This window comes from Calothrix sp. NIES-3974 (assembly GCF_002368395.1).
Lineage (GTDB): Bacteria > Cyanobacteriota > Cyanobacteriia > Cyanobacteriales > Nostocaceae > NIES-3974.
In genome coordinates this window covers 1,838,928-1,859,035 of sequence record NZ_AP018254.1, presented here as the reverse complement: position 1 = coordinate 1,859,035, position 20,108 = coordinate 1,838,928, and the positions used below count along the sequence as shown (strand labels likewise).

General features: G+C 41.9%; 19 protein-coding genes and 1 pseudogene. 6 read left to right on the top strand and 14 right to left on the bottom strand.

Annotated elements, in window-relative coordinates:
- Nucleotides 1-113: 113 nt before the first annotated feature.
- The gene (gene malQ / locus CDC37_RS07220) at nucleotides 114-1,628 is read right to left on the bottom strand and encodes a 4-alpha-glucanotransferase (RefSeq protein WP_096625994.1); all 1,515 of its coding nucleotides are present in this window, start codon (nucleotides 1,626-1,628) and stop codon (nucleotides 114-116) included.
- A 200-nt stretch (nucleotides 1,629-1,828) separates the two neighbouring features.
- Between malQ and CDC37_RS07215 the strand changes: the two genes are divergently transcribed.
- Entirely contained in the window at nucleotides 1,829-2,263 is a 435-nt protein-coding gene (locus tag CDC37_RS07215) for an NUDIX domain-containing protein (RefSeq protein WP_096621150.1), read from the top strand.
- Between the two features lie 153 nt (nucleotides 2,264-2,416).
- Here the strand turns inward: CDC37_RS07215 and CDC37_RS07210 are convergent, their stop codons facing one another.
- The 3 genes from CDC37_RS07210 to CDC37_RS07200 all read right to left on the bottom strand — a co-directional run bounded on the left by CDC37_RS07210 (nucleotide 2,417) and on the right by CDC37_RS07200 (nucleotide 5,758).
- Nucleotides 2,417-4,108: an ABC-F family ATP-binding cassette domain-containing protein gene (locus CDC37_RS07210; protein WP_096621149.1), complete on the bottom strand. Its 1,692-nt coding sequence runs from the start codon at nucleotides 4,106-4,108 to the stop codon at nucleotides 2,417-2,419.
- Between the two features lie 525 nt (nucleotides 4,109-4,633).
- A complete protein-coding gene (locus CDC37_RS07205) occupies nucleotides 4,634-5,107 on the bottom strand; it encodes a MarR family winged helix-turn-helix transcriptional regulator (protein ID WP_096621148.1) in 474 nt (157 codons plus the stop codon).
- A gap of 357 nt (nucleotides 5,108-5,464) precedes the next feature.
- Nucleotides 5,465-5,758 carry a 2Fe-2S iron-sulfur cluster-binding protein gene (locus CDC37_RS07200; protein WP_096621147.1) on the bottom strand — a complete coding sequence of 98 codons (294 nt, stop codon included), beginning with the start codon at nucleotides 5,756-5,758 and terminating at the stop codon, nucleotides 5,465-5,467.
- A gap of 446 nt (nucleotides 5,759-6,204) precedes the next feature.
- On the opposite strand from CDC37_RS07200, the gene rimM reads away from it, so the two are divergent.
- Nucleotides 6,205-6,867: a ribosome maturation factor RimM gene (gene rimM / locus CDC37_RS07195; RefSeq protein ID WP_096621146.1), complete on the top strand. Its 663-nt coding sequence runs from the start codon at nucleotides 6,205-6,207 to the stop codon at nucleotides 6,865-6,867.
- A gap of 75 nt (nucleotides 6,868-6,942) precedes the next feature.
- Here rimM and thyX read toward each other — a convergent pair whose 3' ends face one another.
- Nucleotides 6,943-7,665 carry an FAD-dependent thymidylate synthase gene (gene thyX, locus CDC37_RS07190; RefSeq protein WP_096625992.1) on the bottom strand — a complete coding sequence of 241 codons (723 nt, stop codon included), beginning with the start codon at nucleotides 7,663-7,665 and terminating at the stop codon, nucleotides 6,943-6,945.
- 174 nt (nucleotides 7,666-7,839) lie between these two features.
- Between thyX and CDC37_RS07185 the strand changes: the two genes are divergently transcribed.
- The gene (locus CDC37_RS07185; RefSeq protein ID WP_096621145.1) at nucleotides 7,840-8,055 is read left to right on the top strand and encodes a chlorophyll a/b-binding protein; all 216 of its coding nucleotides are present in this window, start codon (nucleotides 7,840-7,842) and stop codon (nucleotides 8,053-8,055) included.
- A 368-nt stretch (nucleotides 8,056-8,423) separates the two neighbouring features.
- Here the strand turns inward: CDC37_RS07185 and CDC37_RS07180 are convergent, their stop codons facing one another.
- From CDC37_RS07180 to rpsF, 5 genes and pseudogenes are all read right to left on the bottom strand, one after another.
- Nucleotides 8,424-9,278 (bottom strand): Rpn family recombination-promoting nuclease/putative transposase, encoded by an 855-nt coding sequence (locus tag CDC37_RS07180; protein ID WP_096621144.1) that lies wholly within the window; start codon nucleotides 9,276-9,278, stop codon nucleotides 8,424-8,426.
- Nucleotides 9,279-9,314: 36 nt separating this feature from the next.
- The gene (locus tag CDC37_RS07175) at nucleotides 9,315-10,157 is read right to left on the bottom strand and encodes an Rpn family recombination-promoting nuclease/putative transposase (RefSeq protein WP_096621143.1); all 843 of its coding nucleotides are present in this window, start codon (nucleotides 10,155-10,157) and stop codon (nucleotides 9,315-9,317) included.
- A 36-nt stretch (nucleotides 10,158-10,193) separates the two neighbouring features.
- Nucleotides 10,194-10,322, bottom strand: a pseudogene (locus tag CDC37_RS07170) (DUF4351 domain-containing protein); the annotation flags it as partial.
- Nucleotides 10,323-10,624: 302 nt separating this feature from the next.
- Complete coding sequence (locus CDC37_RS07165) at nucleotides 10,625-11,185, bottom strand: Npun_F5560 family protein (RefSeq protein WP_096621142.1); 561 nt, start codon at nucleotides 11,183-11,185, stop codon at nucleotides 10,625-10,627.
- 176 nt (nucleotides 11,186-11,361) lie between these two features.
- Nucleotides 11,362-11,700: a 30S ribosomal protein S6 gene (gene rpsF, locus CDC37_RS07160; RefSeq protein WP_096621141.1), complete on the bottom strand. Its 339-nt coding sequence runs from the start codon at nucleotides 11,698-11,700 to the stop codon at nucleotides 11,362-11,364.
- 263 nt (nucleotides 11,701-11,963) lie between these two features.
- Here rpsF and CDC37_RS07155 point away from each other — a divergent pair, with 263 nt between their 5' ends.
- On the top strand, nucleotides 11,964-12,806 hold the full coding sequence (locus CDC37_RS07155) for a fumarylacetoacetate hydrolase family protein (RefSeq protein WP_096621140.1): 843 nt from the start codon (nucleotides 11,964-11,966) through the stop codon (nucleotides 12,804-12,806).
- A gap of 461 nt (nucleotides 12,807-13,267) precedes the next feature.
- Here the strand turns inward: CDC37_RS07155 and CDC37_RS07150 are convergent, their stop codons facing one another.
- Together CDC37_RS07150 and CDC37_RS07145 are read right to left on the bottom strand one after the other, a co-directional pair.
- The gene (locus CDC37_RS07150) at nucleotides 13,268-13,744 is read right to left on the bottom strand and encodes a Tic20 family protein (protein ID WP_096621139.1); all 477 of its coding nucleotides are present in this window, start codon (nucleotides 13,742-13,744) and stop codon (nucleotides 13,268-13,270) included.
- A gap of 500 nt (nucleotides 13,745-14,244) precedes the next feature.
- Nucleotides 14,245-14,442: a hypothetical protein gene (locus CDC37_RS07145; RefSeq protein WP_096621138.1), complete on the bottom strand. Its 198-nt coding sequence runs from the start codon at nucleotides 14,440-14,442 to the stop codon at nucleotides 14,245-14,247.
- A gap of 366 nt (nucleotides 14,443-14,808) precedes the next feature.
- Here CDC37_RS07145 and glyA point away from each other — a divergent pair, with 366 nt between their 5' ends.
- Both glyA and CDC37_RS07135 read left to right on the top strand, forming a co-directional pair.
- Nucleotides 14,809-16,089 carry a serine hydroxymethyltransferase gene (gene glyA, locus CDC37_RS07140; protein ID WP_096621137.1) on the top strand — a complete coding sequence of 427 codons (1,281 nt, stop codon included), beginning with the start codon at nucleotides 14,809-14,811 and terminating at the stop codon, nucleotides 16,087-16,089.
- 237 nt (nucleotides 16,090-16,326) lie between these two features.
- Entirely contained in the window at nucleotides 16,327-16,890 is a 564-nt protein-coding gene (locus CDC37_RS07135) for a hypothetical protein (protein WP_157780671.1), read from the top strand.
- A gap of 278 nt (nucleotides 16,891-17,168) precedes the next feature.
- Here the strand turns inward: CDC37_RS07135 and CDC37_RS07130 are convergent, their stop codons facing one another.
- Both CDC37_RS07130 and CDC37_RS07125 read right to left on the bottom strand, forming a co-directional pair.
- A complete protein-coding gene (locus CDC37_RS07130; RefSeq protein ID WP_096621135.1) occupies nucleotides 17,169-18,734 on the bottom strand; it encodes an NAD(P)H-quinone oxidoreductase subunit N in 1,566 nt (521 codons plus the stop codon).
- Nucleotides 18,735-19,196: 462 nt separating this feature from the next.
- The gene (locus CDC37_RS07125; RefSeq protein ID WP_096621134.1) at nucleotides 19,197-19,511 is read right to left on the bottom strand and encodes an RNA recognition motif domain-containing protein; all 315 of its coding nucleotides are present in this window, start codon (nucleotides 19,509-19,511) and stop codon (nucleotides 19,197-19,199) included.
- Between the last annotated feature and the right edge of the window lie 597 nt (nucleotides 19,512-20,108).

The following is a 20,108-nucleotide window of genomic DNA, read 5'->3' as shown; positions in this document are numbered from 1 at the left end:
TAAGATCGACTTTTAAAACATCCTCTCACAACAATTTTTAACACCGACCTACCTACTCCCAACTCACAACTCCCTACTCCCTCTAATCCAAAGTAGTTTACTCCAACCACTGTCTATCCCTTTGATAATGGCGCACGTCCAAACAGAACCGTCAAATCTCGCAATTTCTCACTTAAAGATTGATGAATAGCATCTTCATGGTAACGCCATTCCCAATTACCAGTATCAGTACCAGGGAAATTCATTCGTGTATCGCCACCATATCCTAACACATCCTGTAGAGGAATAATCGCTTGATTGGCCACGGAACTAAGGGCTAACCGAATCAAATCCCAATGTATGCCATCCTGACTAATACTTCCTCCTAAATATAACAATAAATTACGTCTTTCCCAATCATTTAAATTATTAAACCAACTCAAGGTCGTGTCATTATCGTGGGTTCCCGTATAAACAACGCAATTACGGGGAAAATTAAAAGGTAAAAACGGATTTCCAGGGTCAGAACCGAAGGCAAATTGTAAAACCTTCATCCCGGGAAATTCAAATTCATCCCGCAACGCTTCCACATCGGGTGTAATTACTCCTAAATCTTCGGCTAATACGGGTAATTTACCTAATTTCTGACGAATCGCTTTAAATAATTCTTCCCCAGGTGCTTTCACCCATTTACCGTTAATTGCCGTTTCTTCTCCCTGGGGGACAGACCAAAAAGCTTCAAAACCGCGAAAATGGTCAATTCGGATAATATCCACATAATCTAACATGGCTTCAAAACGCTGTATCCACCATTTAAATCCTTGTTTTTGTAACCGTTCCCAATGGTAAATTGGATTTCCCCAAAGTTGACCAGTTTCGCTAAAATAATCCGGTGGAACACCAGCCATTTGTGTTGGTTCCCCGGTTTCTTCATCTAAATAAAAATAATCCGGATTCGCCCAAACATCTGCACTATCATGGGCTACATAAATGGGAATATCACCAATAATATCGATTCCCTTTTTATTCGCGTAGGTTTTGATTTCTAACCACTGATGGAAGAACTGGTACTGAATAAATTTATGATAAAAAATAGTCTCTGCTAACTCTGATTTCGCACGGGATAAAGCTGTTGGTTCGCGCTGCATTAACTCTGGAGACCACGCATACCAACTATCACCACCATGAGCATCCTTCAAAGCCATAAATAAAGCAAAATCATCTAACCAATAGGCTTTAGAATGACAAAACTCCTCAAAATCGGCTTTTTGTTCCGCTGTCGCACCGCTAATGAAATTTTTACAAGCAGTTTTGAATAGATTTGCTTTAAATTCAATTACTCGGTCGTAATCAACTCTATAGGGTGAAAAATCAGGTATATCATGTACATTATCTTTGCTGAGTAAACCGTCCGTCACCAATTTCTCAGGGCTAATCAGCAAAGGATTTCCTGCCATTGCGGAGTAACACATGTAAGGAGAATTACCAAAACCCGTTGGTCCTAGTGGTAACACCTGCCAATATTGTTGCAAACTGCTGTGTAAAAAATCAATAAATTGCTTGGCACCACTACCCAAATCACCGATACCAAAACGACTTGGTAAGCTAGTCGGATGCAACAAAACACCACTGGAACGTGGAAACGGCATATAAACCCCATACAAAGAAATACCCACCCATTGAATTTAGCATAATTAGAGAGTGGGGAATAGGGAGTAGGGAGTAGGGGAAAACCACTTTTATCGGTTTTGGAGTCAGCAGGACATGTTGACTATTACTGTGTTCTGTCTGCTGTCCCCTTCTCCTGTATTCTGGATTCTATCTCCTGTATTCTATTTCTTTTCTCCCCATGTCTTACCAAAATCCAGCTCCAACCGTTGATATTATCGTCGAATTAATTGATCGTCCCCACCGTCCGATTGTGTTAATTGAACGTCATTTTGAACCTTTGGGTTGGGCTATTCCTGGGGGGTTTGTGGACTATGGTGAGTCGGTGGAAACGGCTGCATGTCGGGAAGCAAAGGAAGAAACGGGGTTAACAGTGGATTTGGTTGAGCAATTTTTAGTCTATTCTGATCCACGACGTGATTTACGTAAACATACGATTAGTATTGTGTTTTTAGCGACGGCAAGTGGGGAACCTCAAGCGGGGGATGATGCGAAAGGGTTGGGAATATTTACTTTGGAGAGTTTACCGCAGAATCTTTGTTTTGACCATGATCGCATTTTACGGGATTACCGGAAATATCGTTGTGATGGGATTCGTCCCAGGTTGGGGATTTAGGGGAAATTGGGTGGTGATAAATCGGGTTTTTTAGATTTAGGTATATACCGATTCAACGAATGTTTGCAACGCATCCAGAATCTGAGACGTAGCATTGCTACGTCTCTACAAAATTTAAAAATTTATCTGTGGTATTCTGGTTTCATATTGGCATTACTTTTTCTTGCCACTTTTTGCAGCTTTGGCAGCCTTTTTAGCGGCTTTTTCGGCTGCGATCGCGGCTAGTCTTGCGGCTTCTTTTTCTTCTGCAATTTTACTGAGGTAGTAGTGGTAATCTCCTAGGTAAACACGGAATTCTCCGTCGCGAATTTCGACGATTTTGTTGGCAACTTGGGAGATAAAATAACGGTCGTGGGAGACAATTAGGGCGGTTCCGTCGTAATTTATTAATGCTTCCTCCAACATTTCTTTCGCGGGTATATCGAGGTGGTTGGTCGGTTCATCTAGGATTAGGAGGTTGGCTGGACGTAGCAACATTTTGGCTAATGCTAATCGAGCTTTTTCTCCTCCACTGAGAGCGGAAACCTGTTTGAAAACGGTATCACCACTAAATAAAAATCTGCCTAATAGGGTACGAACTTCTTCATTTTTCCAGTCGGGAACTTCATCATGGATGGTTTCCATCACGGTTTTTTCTAAGTCTAAGGCTTCGGCTTGATTCTGCTCAAAATAACCGGGAATGACATTATGTTGCCCTAATTCTACTTTCCCTTCGCTGGGGGTTTCACCTCCGGTGATTAATCGCAATAGGGTGGATTTTCCGGCTCCATTGGGACCAAGAAACGCAATCCTATCACCCCGTTCTACTAATAAATTTGCGCCTAAAAATAAAATTTTATCGTCATAAATATGGGTTAAATCTTTAATGATGACAACTTCTCGACCACTGCGGGGAGCCGATGGAAAGCGAAAATGTAATGTTCTCACACTACCGGTCGGTGCTTCAATCCTCTCAATTTTATCTAATTGCTTTTCTCGGCTTTTAGCTTGGGTACTACGGGTGGCGCTCGCTCGGAATCGCTCAACAAAGGCTTGCTGTTTTTCTATTTCTTTTTGCTGCCGTTCGTAAGCACTTAATTGGGCTGCTTGATTTTCTGCTTTTTGTTGTAAATAAGCGGAATAATTTCCTAAATAAGTTGTCGATACACCCCTTTCTGTCTCCACTATTTGGGTACATAAACGGTCGAGAAATTCCCGGTCATGGGACACAATTACCATCGGTGTTGTTAATTTCTTTAAATACCCTTCTAACCATTCAATCGTCTCCAAATCTAAATGGTTAGTCGGCTCGTCCAATAGCAATAAATCTGGTTCCTGCAACAAAATTTTACCCAAACCCATGCGCATTTGCCAGCCACCACTAAAGGAACTAACCAAGCGATCGCCGTCTTCTAAACTAAACCCCATTTCTGGTAAAATCTTACCTATGCGAGCTTCTAAACCATACCCATCTAACGCCTCAAACTGACGTTGTAATTTATCTAACTTATGAATTAACTTATCCAGTTCCTCCGGAGATGCGGTTTCCATATCTCGCTGTACCTGTGCTAAAGCCGTTTGTACAGCATTCGCATCCTTAAACACAGTCCAAAACTCTTCGTAAACTGTCCGGGTCAGTTCCACCTCAAACTCCTGGTTCAAATAGGCAATATTTAAACTCGCAGGACGTATCACCTCCCCCGATGTCGGCTCAATCTCTCCAGTTATAATCTTTAATTGCGTCGATTTCCCCGCACCATTCACTCCCACCAACCCGATGCGATCGCCAATTTTAACTTCCCAATTCACATCCTTGAGAACTTCGCCTGTCGGATAGATTTTACTGATGTGTTCGAGTCGCAGCATTACAATTTCTCCCAACTTGTAAACAACGCGAGTCGTCCAATCAACCGACACGCATCGAGATTCATCTTAACAAAACTCAAAGGATTTTCGATTTTGGATTTTCGATTGATTACCTGCTGGTCTCTGGCAAACCCTGCTACCCCTGTGGGGTCTTTACCCTCTCCCCAATATTTTCTTTTGTAAGATATATTCTCCCTGGAGGGTATAAAAAACTATATATACTTCCAAAATTTATTTTTAGGCTACTCCATCAGCTAAACAGCTAGTAACCGGATAGTTTCAGCCCTATGAGCAGCATAGCAATGCTGTAGCTCTGTGCTGGCTTAACCAAATCTTAATCTATAGTTATTTGCAGTTTAACCTAGACCCTGTTAACTTATTACTAATTCACTTTTTGCTGCAACATTTGAAGCCCTCCGGATGTCGTAAATTTCGTCCTCTGGGGGGATTCTCTATTGAATTAGTTTTGGTGCTGAGAAAAGCCGAGTTCAAAATTTGATGGCAAAGACCATCAAGGGGTAGGAACTAGGATAGGGATAGGTTAGCGATCGCCTGATCCAGAATTTGGGAAAAAAGCTCGCGCTGTTCTGGAGGAATTCCCTGCATCATGTCATCCCGGACTTGAGCAGCGACAGGAGGTAATACGCTTTCTAAGTCCTTTCCTGCGTCAGTGAGCCAAATTCGCCAAACACGGCGATCGCGGGTATCGCGTTCACGTTGTACCAATCCTCGTTCCTCCATCCGATCGATCACACCCGTCAAGGTTCCACCCACCTGTTGTAAACGCTCCCCAATGCTAGATGTGGGTAATCCATCCTCCTCCCACAAACAACACAAAACTAACCAGTGAAAGGGTGTCAAACCAAAAGCATCCAGTCGTTCCGTTAACCGACGTGTTGCTAATTGGGCTAATAGCTTAATGCGATAGGCTAGACTTTTTGGCGCACGTACACTATCCCACGTTGCCATTGCCGATAAATCTTCTGATGTCGAAATCATATAGTTTGCTGCTCATACTGAAAATGTGAATCGGAGACGTTTCGTGCATAGAACCCAATGACACATCGAAGTTGTCAACAAGTCAAGAAAAGAAAATGCAAAATAAGCAGCAACAAGCAATAATAATTACATACTTGCGCTGCTCTTAGTATATTTGCACAAATCGTTAATCTTTCGTCAAAAAATATTTTGTGCGAGATTAATATTTATGTTTCACTCTAAATTAGGCAATTTTGACAAAATACCCAATCATAATTAGTAGCTCATCAAAGGTCAGTTGTACTAGCATGAAATACTACTAGCACAACTATAATGATGTTACTAACTTATGTGATGGATATTTAACGTTTGTTGGGTTTAGTAGAGTTCTTCTTCCTTGTGGGTTTCAATTACACAATCAGAAGTAGGATATGCAACACAGGTGAGGACGTATCCACCTTCCATTTGGTCATCATCTAAGAAAGATTGGTCAGACTGGTCTACTGTCCCGGAAACAAGTTTACCTGCACAGGTAGAGCAAGCACCAGCACGACAGGAATAGGGAAGATCCAGACCAGCTTCTTCTGCTGCATCTAGAATATAAGTATCATCTTCGCATTGGATAACTTGTTCACCATCTGGTGTTTTCAGGGTTACTGAATAGGTTGCCATTTTCTGAAATCCTCTCTTTACAAACAGCAGATTAAGTTCTCTTTCAGCTAATTTGCGCAAATAACTAAATTTCGGAAGTTACTTGCAGAAATTTTGCTTCAATTCTGATACTACGAGAAAAACACCATTATGCAACCGGAAATTTAAGCCGATTAGTAATGAAATTTTGTTGTCCATTTAAAATAAGTTTTACTTATGCTTTATCGAATTTACAAGTAAAACTATAAAAATTATTTATAAATACACCGATGAATAAATGATTAGACTAATGGAAATTAGAGACGTAGGATTGCTAGGTCTCCACGCAACGGGAGAAAATCATATATATCCTGTATTCTGTTTCTTGTCTCCTTGTACTCACGAAAAAAATAGGGAGTAGGGAGTAGGAATGAACCATTTTCCTGTTTTGGTTATGTCCAAACGACATGGAAGACTAAGTTGAAAATATGCCCAAAAAACGTCCAAACTTACAGAAACAAGATAACCTCGACAGCAATCAGATTAATCCTCCTCAACCCTCAACAACCAAGACACCAGCAATGACTCCCATACCCGATGGTTGGTTAGAAATAGGGACGATTGTAGCTGCTCATGGACTATCAGGGGAAATGCGGGTATATCCGAGTACGGATTTTCCCGAAAGATTTGAAGTTGCGGGTACGCGGTGGTTATTACCAATTGACGCAACCGAACCGACATCCGTAAAACTAATTGCTGGTAGTTATTTAGAAGGAAAGAATTTATATTTAATCAAGTTAGCTGGTGTGACAAATCGTAATGCTGCGGAAGAGTTGCGGGGATGTCGAATTTTGGTGCGAGAAGATGACCGTCCGCAACTGGAGGAAGGAGAATACCATATTGCGGATTTAGTTGGTTGTCAGGTCTACATCCAGGAAAATAATCAATTGGTGGGTGTGGTTGTGAATGTGATTCCTGCGGGGAATGATTTACTGGAAGTAGAAAGATGGGCAGATGATACAGAGAATCATAATCACCAGCAACCGAATATATTAATTCCCTTTGTGGAAGCAATTGTCCCTGTAGTTGATATTTCCGCGAAAAGAATGGAAATCACCCCCCCCGACGGATTGCTAGAAATTAATCAGTAGGAGGAAGAGATAACCAAACCGTTTATTTGTACTACCAACGTCGGGAGTGTTTTATATTCGGTCTCCTGTCTCCTCTCAAGGAGATAACCTAGCCTTACCCAGACGATTTTCTTTGTACCATTGGGCGATCGCGGGTGTCCATGCTTCTAAATGGGGAAACATCAACTCGCACAGTTTCTGAATTTCTAGCTGTGCATCTTTCTTGTAACGTAAATCGAGGAAGTGAAGCAGCGATCGCAAATTAAAACTAACAACAAAATGCTGACGATAGTCAAAGGGAACTTTTCCCCGTGCATGTTCTTCCGACATCCCCGCTTTAAAGTCAGCTTTATACCTTTTTGCAGCTTCTACACACCATTCCAGGTCTGCTTGTCTTTGTTGGGCAGAATAATGATATTTTTTACCTTGTCTATCTGTGTAATCACCTACGGGCCGCAGGTAAAAAACATCCTCCACATCTTTCTTTCCATCAGCTACATCGATTACCTGCATCCCCGTATAACGGTAGGACTGGACATCGAATGATACACCGACACGATGGGTACGAGCTTGTTGCATGACACTATGGGGAAAGTAACCACAGTTAAAGACTATTTGCGGGTGTTCTAAGCATCCAAAATGCCCTCTATTTCCAGCTAGTAAGCGATTTACTATAATCTCACCACATTTTTCCTCACTAGGAAAGCGATCGCGCTCATCATACACAAACCCATCTGTGTAATCCTGATGCATCGCAGCGTAAATCACCTGCTGCGGATTTGCTGTTTGAGCAAGAACCTCGACGCGAAATCTTTCCATGAGCAACCAAAACCAAAACTCAGCAACAGTTGTGATTCCTTTCAGGACTACATCATACCCCCCTTTTGCCCCATCCAATTCTAAATAATTCCTTAATCTCGTTTACAAAAGTTAATTTATGGTTTACAATTGTTAACATACAAAACACAGCAATTATTCTAGGAACATTTTCAGATGACTTACAAAGGTGCGATTGTAGACGAAACTGGTAAACTCAACAACTTTGCTCTTGAACCACAAGTATACGTAGATGAGCAAGGTGGACGCACAGGATTCACACCCTACGCGGAACTATTGAATGGTCGTTTAGCAATGATTGGATTTATTTCTTTGATTGCCTTAGAAGTATTTACTGGTCATGGTGTTATCGGCTTCCTTCAGAGCTTATAAATAAAATAGAATTGGAATAGATATTTGAGTAGTTGTCATTGTTTGTGAAAGCGTTGAATATTTCCTGACATTTGGCGCTAGAATGATGTTTTTCTCATAAATCTATCTAAAAGATAAAGACGTTCTGAGGGAGCGTCTTTTGTTTTCAGCATAAATCGTCAGGGTATTTACTAAGCTTTGTACAACTTTACATAGGTCTTGCTGAAAAATAGTAAAGACGGGATATATCGCGTCTCTATATATCACAAGAATTAGAGGGCACAAGAATTAGAGGGGATTTTAGTCGCAAAAAGTACTTTCCAAACAGGACTTGCTGAGAAATACTAAAACTCTTATAAGTTATATGGGAAGATTGCACCTTCTTGATTTTAAGCTTTGAGTGTCGCTAACCAAGCATCGAAATCAGCCATGCTGCTAAAATCAAGCAATGCTTCCCCCAGATTTTCCAATTGTTCCAGGGAGAGAGATTCAACTTGCGATCGCACTTCTTGGGGTAATTCTCCCAGCTTTTTGGTTAATAGACGCAAAATCAGGGATTTTTCCCGTTGTTCTCCTTCCTGTATCCCTTCTTGCTTAATCTCCCGATATACCCGTGTTTCCTTGAGGGTAATTCCCAACATCTGTTCTACCTCCCGTTGACTTTTATTTTCAAACTTGTACACCATGATGGTTGTCAGTAACTCTATTATGGCGCGATTTTCGGGTGCAGGTGCTTCCTGTTGAGTCCTGGTCAGTAAATACCTTGCTTCTTCTGTTGCTTGTTCATCTTCTGCAATGGTGGTTAACACCATCAATGCTACCCACAGGGGTAAAGAGCGAATATCACCTAACTCGTCTAGATAAATGCGAGTGACTTGGGGACTGTTGAGTTGACTTTGGTAGGGAAGAATATCACTTTGCTCCAAACTGCGGGATGGATAGATGATGACTATGTGCAGATTACTAAATCTCTCTCGATTGCGGTAGAAATATAACCAGGATTCGGCAAATACTCTTTCATAGAGTCTTTCATCCTTTTGAAACTGTACCTCACAGAAATAAACAACTCCGGGATTTTCAGTTTCCGGAGGTAAAAATACGCCATCAATTTCAAATTTTGGTTCTTTAACTGCTACGGAATCAAAGCGATATTTGTCTGCGTTGTCTGGGGGATTTGTCAATAGTTCAAACAGTAAACTGGGGGATTGCTGGAATAGTTGATAAAAGATTGAGTCTCGACGCATTTCAGGATTGTATGGGAAGATTGCACCTTCTTGATTTTAAGCTTTGAGTGCAGCTAACCAAGCATCGAAATCAGCCATGCTGCTAAAATCAAGCAACGCTTCCCCCAGATTTTCCAATTGTTCCAGGGAGAGAGATTCAACTTGCGATCGCACTTCTTGGGGTAATTCTCCCAGCTTTTTGGTTAATTGACGCAAAACCAGGGATTTTTCCCCTTGTGAACGTCCTTCTTCCTTAATCTCCCGATATACCCGTGTTTCCTTGAGGGTAATTCCCAACATCTGTTCTACCTCCCGTTGACTTTTATTTTCAAACTTGTACACCATGATGGTTGTCAGTAATTCTATTATGGCGCGATTTTCGGGTGCTGGTGCTTCCTGCTGGGTCCTGGTCAGTAAATACCTTGCTTCTTCTGTTGCTTGTTCATCCTCGATGGTGGTTAACACCATCAATGCTACCCACAGGGGTAAAGAGCGAATATCACCTAACTCGTCTAGATAAATGCGAGTGACTTGGGGACTGTTGAGTTGACTTTGGTAGGGAAGAATATCACTTTGCTCCAAACTGCGGGATGGATAGATGATGACTATGTGCAGATTACTAAATCTCTCCCGATTGCGGTAGAAATATAACCAGGATTCGGCAAATACTCTTTCATAGAGTCTTTCATCCTTTTGAAACTGTACCTCACAGAAATAAACAACTCCGGGATTTTCAGTTTCCGGAGGTAAAAATACGCCATCAATTTCAAATTTTGGTTCTTTAACTGCTACGGAATCAAAGCGATATTTGTCTGCGTTGTCTGGGGGATTTGTCAGTAGTTCAAACAGTAAACTGGGGGATTGCTGGAATAGTTGATAAAAGATTGAGTCTCGACGCATTTCAGGATTGTATGGGAAGATTGCACCTTCTTGATTTTAAGCTTTGAGTGTCGCTAACCAAGCATCGAAATCAGCCATGCTGCTAAAATCAAGCAATGCTTCCCCCAGATTTTCCAACTGTTCCAGGGAGAGAGATTCAACTTGCGATCGCACTTCTTGGGGTATAGGATTCGGTAAATACCCTTTTTGAACAAAAATATTGAGCGCAGTCCCTACCTGTAACTTGTTTTGGTAGGGTTAGCGTGTCGCAGTATATGGCGTAGCAAGATTATGCTATTATGATTTTAGTACGGCAAAACGAGAGAAATTTCCTAGAGGCACTTCAGCAGTCTTTTTTGCTACAGTGTACGTAAGTAAAAGTTCCCACAGCACGTTGAGAACGCCAACTTGTTTGGCAACGTTATTACGCGCGAAAGAATCCCCAACTAAAGCCGTAGGCTTAGTTGACGGTGGGTTCAAAATATAATTTACGCATTCGGAACTGCTGGCATATTGTTGGGAGGAGAACCCAAACGAGGAAAATTAGGTAGGTCAATACCGCTATGGTTAGCAGTTCTGGTTTTCAAGGCTAGACGGTAACTAACGCTTTGCAGTTCGGCTTGGAGTTGACGATTTTCGCGTTGGAGGGCGATCATCTTTTCTCGAACTGGAGCCATCCGCTCTTCAAATTTTTGGCGATAAATTTGTGGTAGCTCTTGGACAACTTGTTCAAGCATCCGACTGCGATCGCTAAGTTCCTGGACAGTTTGACGCAGTTGATAAATTTCTGCATCACGAGTTGTAATCTGTTCCTGGTAGAATGTCACCTGTTGCTCAACGGCTTGAAGTTGGTCACGCAAAGCCTGTATTTGGCTTTGGTGACGTTCGGAAAACTCCGGTTGGGGCATAAAGTTGGTATTTCCTTTCACCAACCGGAACAACTCTTGGGAGAGTTGTTGAACAAGCTGATCGCGAAGTTGCAATTCTTGACGCAACTTCGACACCTCCGTTGAGAGAGCTTGGATTGTGGAGTTGTCAGTTTGGCTCACAGTGGCTTAATGCTCCCATTGATTTGTTGCTACTTTACATGTATAACTACGGTCATACTGGTTTTGACAAGTACTTGCTGAAAGCAAGTACCTGCTTGTTAATGTAGCATTCGTTCCGCCAATTGCGGGAAAAGCTCTAATTACATTTTCAGTAATTTAGACTTTTTTCTGGTAAACTAAGCTGATACTGGAGTTGCTGCGACTGTTTCTTCAGTTTTTTCCAGTTTCACTTGTTGTTTAATGGTGAGGAAGCGGATTACATCTTCGCTTAAGCGCATAGCCCGTTCCATAACTGCGATCGCTTTTGCACCATTGGTGTAGTTCATTTGGATATAAATACCATCACGGTGCTTACCAATCTCATAAGCTAAACGTCGCTTTCCACGGTTTTGAATTTCCAGATTCTCTGCACCTTGTTCGCGCATCAAGCCTTCAAATTTACCTGCAACCTGATCGACCTGTTCGTCGTTTAAGTCTGGACGCAGGATATACATGGTTTCATAGACTGTTTGCATTTTTTTCTCCTTTCGGACTATATTGGCTGCGTTGAGTTGCTCGCTATTGATTCAACTTCCACGCAACAAGGAGTTACTATCATATCAGTTTTTTGTTTCTCTTGCTTGTAAATCAGGGAGTAGGGAAGGATTTTCTCTGAAAGAGATTAATTTTAAAGCTATCCTGTATCCCAATATTACTTCTTCCCAACTTTGTACTAGTTACTCTGGGTCAAACTCATATTAAACTAATCTGTTAAAGGTTTTTTGGTGGTCGAGAAGCTATGGCACAGCGTTATGTGCGGATTCAAAACTCAGAAGGACAAATTTTCTATGGATTGTTACAGCTATCGCTGGATGTCCAAGTGTTAGATGCACCACCCTGGTTGCATGGGGAACCGACGGATTTGATTTTAAAACCCGAATCCTATCGAATTCTTGCTCCCTGTTCTCCTTCTAAAATTGTGGCTGTGGGGAAGAATTATAGTGACCATGCGGCTGAAATGGGGGGGGAAGTACCCAAAGAACCGTTACTATTTTTGAAGCCACCGACGACGGTGATTGCTTCTGAGCAGGAAATCAAATATCCTCCCCAATCACAACGGGTCGATTACGAAGGTGAGCTAGCTTTAATTATTGGCGATCGCGCAGTAGAATGTACACCGGAGGAAGCCCAAACCAAAATCTGGGGTTATACCATTGCTAATGATGTCACCGCAAGGGATTTACAGCGTCAGGATGGACAGTGGACGCGTGCGAAGGGTTTTGATACCTTTTGTCCTCTCGGTCCGTGGGTGGTGCGGGAATTGCATCCTGGTGCGCGTTTACAGACGTTTTTAAATGATGATACCAAACCAGTGCAATCGGCTTGTATTAACCAGATGGTGTTTTCTCCGGAATTTTTGGTTGCCTATATCAGCCAAGTTATGACCCTGTGTCCGGGGGATGTGGTGTTAACCGGGACACCAATGGGTGTGGGAGCTTTACAACTGGGTGATAAGGTGCGGGTGGAAATTGAAGGCATTGGTCGTTTGGAAAATATTGTTGTTGCTCGTTCCCCTCGTTTGCAAAGTGAAGGGAGTGGGGAGCAGGGAATCGGGAGTGGAGGAAATATTTTTAACCCTTGAAGTCGGCAGGCAAAATTAGGCGTTGCTGAATTTGAACACGAATTATAATTTTTGGCACCTTTTTTAACGTGAATTCGACGGATTGTAAAAACTACAATCTCTGTGAATTAATGATTTTGAAAGTTCAGGTTTAAAGTAACCTCATCCATTAAAAGTCAATAACTGACTGATTCCAGGTTTAATGACTTTATTCTCAACATACTAGGAGGTTTTTAAAAACTTCTATTTCCTAAGAACGATACTGGACACGAGTTTCAGGCTTTATAACTAATCTAACTCACGTTTTTTGATCAAAACCACAATCATCGTCATCGTAGACGTAGCATCGCTACGTCTCTACGATATAACGTCTAATTTTCAATTCATATTTGTATTCGGTAACACCAAATTAATCAATTTATGGGAATTATATTTTGACTGTTTACTTTTATCTTTTTACTATCTTTCTACTTTTTCAATCATTATCGCACTTGCATATAGACAGCATCGGAGATGGCGGGAATTTCTGCGTATTTTCCGATGAGGGATTGGACGACTGAGTAAACAACAGCAACAACGATTCCGAGGAAAATGGTTGTGGATAGGGTTTGAATCGCAAATTCGATTCCTGGGATGTTTGACAAGATACGCAGTAAGTATCCAAACAGAATAATCACAATATCCAGCAAAATCGCTTGCATGGTGTTAAAGCGGATAAAGTGGGGTATACGTTCGTTACGTACCACAAGGAAGAACAAAGCAAAAAAGACCACCAAACTACCAAAGGGAATACTGCCGTAAATCGCGATAATGGGAGCTAAGGGGACAAAAATCACACTTAATGCCGGAAATTGCTGGATGAGGAAAGTACCGAATACTAATACATCTACCAGGGGTAGGGTATAGGGTAAACAAGCAAAAATCCGGTCAGAAACAGTTGTGGAACCACGCCAACTCATCCTTTATACTCCTGTTGATTGAGTTTTGAACACATGTCCCTAGAATAACGCAGGTGATGCTAGTTGGAAATAATTATTGCGACCAATATCCATCTCAAAAGCTTAATATAGTAAAAGTTTCACCATCACTTCAGTGGCTTCCCCAGTCACTCCCAAATCTCTAGTGGTTCACGACATAAGTCACCACCTAAGTTATTATGAGGGGTTTGTAGTTGTGGCTTTAGCTCCGAATAAAGGCTCTAAAGCGCTACTACGTGCCTTTATTTACCGAATTTATCAGGAGTAAGTTATAAGGTTTGAGTGACGAATTAATTTTCCTTATAATCACTACACCCTACTCTCTGTAGTTTTTAGTATCAGAAATTCAGGTCAAGTAATACATGGAACTAGAGTAATTCAAATAGGACTTACGCACTCGTGACGAGAAATCAAGTGTTTGGGATGGCTACTTTGCCATAAGCTGCGTAATTCCTACCAAAATCTCAAATTGAATGATGAATTTATTCAACTTTAGCGATTTTAAACCCCATAGTACACTCAAATAGGTCAGCTTGAGCCAGGGAAGTTTTATCAAGCATGTTACCACAACGCAATTTCCCATCATTGCAACGCGGTTGACCGTTTCCATCGGCTAGTAAACAGGATGGACAAACTTTCGTCACAGGGACGATTTGATTTTCCATCAAAATTACGAACATCCCATCCCTCCTTCGTGTTGCTGTTTGGACGCTGGATGTTTTCTCGGTGTAAACCGAAATTTGTCGATTTTTTGTTTATTGTATCGAGAAAAAATAAATTGTCGTTAAAAAAAATACATAATTTAATTAATCGCTGATTAAAGTTGAGCCAATGGTTAATCGGAAGGGGTGGAAAGAAGGTTATGATTATTAACGCGCTATGTGGATATTCAGGATTGTAACCCAATGATTTATTCCTGATGGAATACAGTTAGCGATACTCGATAAACTGTTAACCAAAGATAAAATTGGCTGCCTGATTTCCCAAAATCTAACTAGCGTCTTCTCAAAACCCCTATTGTCCAGATTTCCTCAAGGATAAACTTTGTGACCACAAATTATGATTTTTTGACAACTTCCGATCCAGCGATCGCGAAGTTGCTGAATGACGAATTACAACGTCAACGAGACCATTTAGAATTAATTGCCAGCGAGAATTTTACCTCCGCAGCAGTTTTAGCTGCACAGGGTTCGGTTCTCACCAACAAGTACGCGGAAGGACTTCCCGGTAAACGCTACTATGGTGGTTGCGAATTTATCGATGGCGTGGAACAATTAGCGATTGACCGGGCAAAACAACTATTTGGTGCAGCCCATGCTAACGTCCAACCCCATTCCGGTGCCCAAGCCAATTTTGCTGTTTTCCTCACCCTGCTCAACCCCGGTGATAAAATTATGGGGATGGATCTATCCCACGGTGGTCATTTAACCCACGGTTCCCCAGTCAATGTCTCCGGAAAATGGTTCCAGGTTGCCCACTACGGTGTCAGTCAAACTACCGAGCAACTAGACTATGAACAAATCCGTGAGCAGGCGCTAAGGGAGCGTCCTCAGCTCATTATTTGCGGCTATTCTGCCTATCCGCGTATCATTGATTTTGCCAAATTCCGTAGTATTGCGGATGAGGTGGGTGCATATCTGATGGCAGATATTGCCCATATCGCCGGATTAGTCGCCAGTGGTTTACACCCCAACCCCATCCCCCACTGTCATGTGGTGACAACTACTACCCATAAAACCCTCCGTGGACCCCGTGGTGGTTTGATTTTAACCGGTGATGCCGAATTAGGGAAAAAACTAGATAAGGCGGTTTTCCCCGGTACTCAAGGCGGACCCTTGGAGCATGTGATTGCGGGTAAGGCGGTTGCCTTTGGTGAAGCATTAAAACCCGAATTTAAAACCTACACTGCGCAAGTGATTGATAATGCTCGTGCCTTGGCTACCCAGTTACAAACACGTGGGTTTAAGATTGTGTCCGATGGCACTGACAATCACCTAATGCTCGTGGATTTACGCAGTATTGGGATGACAGGGAAAGTAGCTGACCAGTTGGTGAGTACGGTAAATATTACCGCGAACAAGAATACTGTTCCCTTTGACCCTGAATCCCCGTTTGTGACAAGTGGTTTACGTTTAGGTTCTCCAGCGATGACGACTAGGGGAATGGGAACTAATGAGTTTACAGAAATTGGCAATATAATAGCCGACCGCTTGTTAAATCCCGACAATGAGGAAGTAACCCAGGACTGTCGTCGTCGGGTTAGCGAATTATGCGATCGCTTCCCCCTTTATCCCCATTTACAAATTCCCGTTCCTGTTTTGGCGTAGTTGTGCGTAATTATTGTCATCCCAGGTGTAATCACATCAGTTAGTTAAATTAGTTGATCACTTACCAACGGTAGAGGAATGTCCCCTACCGTTTTTTGGTAATTATCCTTTTGGTTTTCGAGGAACTTGTATTCCAATTATCACGGATGATTGTCCATCTCTTGGTAAATTTGTGAAGTTGTGATCGCAGTTTGCGCAGGAGGTACTATTTATCGTCGCGAATACTACAAAGAATTTATGCAGAATCCCAAATTACTTGATTGGGTTTGGGTGGCAATATTTACGACCATTTCCATCTCGAATGGATGGTTACTCAGAACTGCACACGCTCCAATACCACTGGTAATTTTTTTCGGAACTTTTCCTTTACTTTCCCTTGTTTATAAACTAATTGAACATCCTTTATTTCTGAATATTTCTCTGATTATATTCTGGATAATAATTGCCTTTGTAATTGGTAATTTTCAGCCTCCAGGACTCACGATAGTCGGGATTATTTTCTATTCAATTAATATTTTATTTTTTTCTCTGGTGTTGCTCAATATTTTGAGTAATGTTGGTTCTTTAGGTTATTTATTAATATTTCTATTTGCGATCGCAGGTTTATTTATATTCAAAATCACCAATTCCAATTGGGAACGGAGTTTAAGACTCATTTGGTACTGTAACCTCATGCTCAGTACCAATAATGCGGCTATCCGTTTCAGCCAATACTTCCAAAGTTTTTCCAAGGCTATGTTAGTATTGACGGCGATCGCTTCCTTGGGAATTAGCCTGGGTTGGCTATTACCTGCTAAATAGGACTGGAAAATAGAGTAAGTAGGGTCGTTCGCGAAGCGCTAGCTGTAAAAGTATTTTCGTGAGGGAGTAGAGACGACCCGTCGGGTCGTCTCTAGGCTGAATGATTGGTTACGTTGCGGTTTTGGGCAAACATAATCCAAAATCTATAGACGCGTTGGCGAAAGCCATGCCTTTAGGCTAGCGGATCGACCGAAGAGTAATCCAAAATCTAAAATAAAATAATAGAGACGCAGCCAACAGCCACGTCTCTACTCAAAATACAATGACAAAATTACCACTTAGAACTTTTCCGTATTCACAGCGATCGCTTTTTCAACTGCTGGTTGCTGATGCAAAACTGCTGTCTGCAAAATCGCGGTGTGGGTGACGGAGTTATTTGCTAAGGTAAACAAGGGATTGGAGAGAATGCCGGCTAAAGAAGTGGCAATCAAGGTCGTAATTAAACCAACCTGCATGGGTCTATAACCTGGTAAATCCCAACGCACCACTGGATAATTTTCCACGGCTGCTGACATTTCCTGGGGTTCTTTGACCACCATCATCTTAATTACACGAATATAGTAGTAAATTGATACCACACTGGTAATCAAGCCTAATAGTACCAATCCGTATAATCCTGCTTGCCAACCAGCCCAAAATAGGTAAATCTTACCAAAGAATCCAGCCAAGGGGGGAATTCCTCCCAAGGAAAGCAGGGAAATACTTAAACCCAATGTCAGTAATGGGTCTTTTTGATATAAACCCGAATATTCGGCAATTTGATCCGTACCTGTCCGCAAGGAGAACAGAATTACACAGGTAAAACCACACAGGTTCATAAACAGGTAGACAAGTAAGTAAAAAATCATACTTGCATATCCTGCCTCTGTGCCAGCGATTAAGCCAATCATCACAAATCCTGCTTGGGCAATTGAGGAGTAGGCTAGCATCCGTTTCATGCTAGTCTGGGCCAGGGCAACCACGTTACCCAAAATCATGCTTAATACAGCCAAAGCTGTAAACACAAATTTCCACTCTTCTTGCACCAAGGGGAATACGGTGGTTAATAAACGAATTGCTAAGGCAAAACCTGCGGCTTTTGAACCCACCGACAAAAAGGCGATGACGGGTGTGGGTGCGCCTTCGTACACATCAGGAGTCCATTGGTGGAAGGGTGCGGCAGAAATTTTAAACCCAACCCCTGCAATCACAAACACGAGGGCAATTACTAACCCCAAGGATTGACCTGCATTTGCAGTGGCAATTCCCGTTGCGATCGCACTTAATTGGGTTTCTCCACCGGATAATCCGTATAGGAGGGAGGCTCCATACAAAAAGACTGCGGTACTGGAAGCTCCAATCAATAGGTATTTTAACGCTGCTTCGTTGGAGCGGGGGTCGCGCTTGGTATATCCCGTTAAAAGATAGGAGGAAATACTCAAGGCTTCCAAGGAGATAAAAATTATCACCAATTCACTCGCTGCGGAGACAAACATTCCCCCCAGGGTAGCAGTAAGTAAAATGGCGATAAATTCCGCCAAAGCCGTACCACTTTGTTCAACGTAGCGAATTGACATGAGGATGGTGACAGCGCTAGATAAAGCAATAATGCCACGGAAAACAATACTCAAATCATCGCTATTAAAGGAACCAGTGAAACCCACCGGATTAGCACTATCCCATTGTAGTACCAAAGTAGCGATAGAAATTACCAATCCCGCGATCGCTAGGTATCCAATCCAGCGTGACGAACGACGACCACTAACTAAATCGACAATCAATACCGCCATCAGAGTCAGAATTACAATACTCTCTGGCAAAATAGTTCCAGCGTTGAGCTGGGATGCAAGATTCGCAAAATCCATCTTTTACTCTATTTGGTTGAGCTTTTGAAAATATAACCCTAACTGTGTTAATTCTATTGTCTTTTTCTTAAGTTGTATTCATTAAAAATTGTGAATCTAGTCATTAGGAGACAAGATACTTATACCTGTATGCCCCAGAAATTTTCTTTCCCACCTAACTAAATCAACCGGAAACACAAAAATAAAAGGTTACATCTGGACATGTTCCCATCACCGCAGAAAGTAACCGATTGCCAAAAATATAATTTTAATGCTTTAATGCAGATTCACGTTACCACGTCCTGAGTACCACGGGATACTTTTTCAACTTGTCAAATCGGGAATTACTTAAATATTTCCCTACGTACATTTGTACGCAAGTTTGATGAAAATACCCGAACCACTATAATTTTCCAGGTAGGAAATCGGAAAAGACGATACCTTTGGTAAACTACGCGAATGCAACTTTTGTGAAAGTATGATTTAATAGTTTCTGGAATAACCAGAATTGCCGCCTCTTGACCAGCCTCCGCCACCAGAACGGCTACCTCTGTCCTCCTTTGGTCGTGCTTTGTTAACTTTCATTACGCGACCCATCCATTCAGCCCCATCCAGAGCTGTAATCGCTGCTTCTTCCGCCGCTTCAGATGCCATTTCCACAAATCCAAAACCTCTGACTCGGCCGGTTTCCCGGTCGGTTGGTAATTGTACCCGTGTAACTTCACCATATTCGGAAAAAACTTTTGACAGGTCTTCCTGCGTAACGCTGTAGGATAGGTTACCTACGTAAATTGACATGAAACTCTCCAGAAAAATCGAATGCAGAGATGTAATTCCGGAGTTGGGCTTGATTTTGGTGTAAAAACAAGAACATTTTCACCGAACCTACTTCTCTAAAACCCATGCTAGCACAAATTTTTCGAGCCGAAACTATTGATGCAGCCTAATTATTTAGGTTAAGGTTTGTTTTTGGCGGGTGTAATTAGGGAATCTGGGAGATTGGCGAGTGAATTTTTTGATGGATTTTAGCTGCAAACAGTCGTCAACTATCCCCAATATAAGTTAAAGATGGAAATAGTTCAGTCATCAAACCAACTTCCTTGGTCTTGTCCTGATGACATACCGGGGTTTTGTCAGCAGTGCGGGACTAAATCTTAAACAAACATAAAATAAATCAAAACAAAATGCTGATATTCAAGTTTGGATATATTAGATTGGACAGATATGAAGTAGAGAGCGATCGCTCGATCTCGATACTGAAGTTAGTCACACACCCAATTAGTCACCCATCGAGGCAGAACTAAATCGTTGGTAAGTTACATTGGCTTCCCAGGTCAATCCCGACCTGGATATCTAGTCAACTTGACAAATAGTAATACTTTGTCCCAATTTGAC

Excerpts from the sequence above, each read along its gene's own strand:
- CDC37_RS07145 (WP_096621138.1), bottom strand. The coding sequence starts at position 14,442 with ATGTTCGTAATTTTGATGGAAAATCAAATCGTCCCTGTGACGAAAGTT.
- thyX (WP_096625992.1), bottom strand. The coding sequence starts at position 7,665 with ATGGAAAGATTTCGCGTCGAGGTTCTTGCTCAAACAGCAAATCCGCAG.
- CDC37_RS07150 (WP_096621139.1), bottom strand. The coding sequence starts at position 13,744 with ATGAGTTGGCGTGGTTCCACAACTGTTTCTGACCGGATTTTTGCTTGT.
- CDC37_RS07185 (WP_096621145.1), top strand. The coding sequence starts at position 7,840 with ATGACTTACAAAGGTGCGATTGTAGACGAAACTGGTAAACTCAACAAC.
- CDC37_RS07135 (WP_157780671.1), top strand. The coding sequence starts at position 16,327 with ATGCAGAATCCCAAATTACTTGATTGGGTTTGGGTGGCAATATTTACG.
- CDC37_RS07210 (WP_096621149.1), bottom strand. The coding sequence starts at position 4,108 with ATGCTGCGACTCGAACACATCAGTAAAATCTATCCGACAGGCGAAGTT.
- CDC37_RS07130 (WP_096621135.1), bottom strand. The coding sequence starts at position 18,734 with ATGGATTTTGCGAATCTTGCATCCCAGCTCAACGCTGGAACTATTTTG.
- CDC37_RS07205 (WP_096621148.1), bottom strand. The coding sequence starts at position 5,107 with ATGATTTCGACATCAGAAGATTTATCGGCAATGGCAACGTGGGATAGT.
- CDC37_RS07175 (WP_096621143.1), bottom strand. The coding sequence starts at position 10,157 with ATGCGTCGAGACTCAATCTTTTATCAACTATTCCAGCAATCCCCCAGT.
- CDC37_RS07200 (WP_096621147.1), bottom strand. The coding sequence starts at position 5,758 with ATGGCAACCTATTCAGTAACCCTGAAAACACCAGATGGTGAACAAGTT.
- CDC37_RS07155 (WP_096621140.1), top strand. The coding sequence starts at position 11,964 with ATGGCACAGCGTTATGTGCGGATTCAAAACTCAGAAGGACAAATTTTC.
- CDC37_RS07125 (WP_096621134.1), bottom strand. The coding sequence starts at position 19,511 with ATGTCAATTTACGTAGGTAACCTATCCTACAGCGTTACGCAGGAAGAC.
- malQ (WP_096625994.1), bottom strand. The coding sequence starts at position 1,628 with ATGCCGTTTCCACGTTCCAGTGGTGTTTTGTTGCATCCGACTAGCTTA.
- CDC37_RS07180 (WP_096621144.1), bottom strand. The coding sequence starts at position 9,278 with ATGCGTCGAGACTCAATCTTTTATCAACTATTCCAGCAATCCCCCAGT.
- rpsF (WP_096621141.1), bottom strand. The coding sequence starts at position 11,700 with ATGCAAACAGTCTATGAAACCATGTATATCCTGCGTCCAGACTTAAAC.
- CDC37_RS07215 (WP_096621150.1), top strand. The coding sequence starts at position 1,829 with ATGTCTTACCAAAATCCAGCTCCAACCGTTGATATTATCGTCGAATTA.
- rimM (WP_096621146.1), top strand. The coding sequence starts at position 6,205 with ATGCCCAAAAAACGTCCAAACTTACAGAAACAAGATAACCTCGACAGC.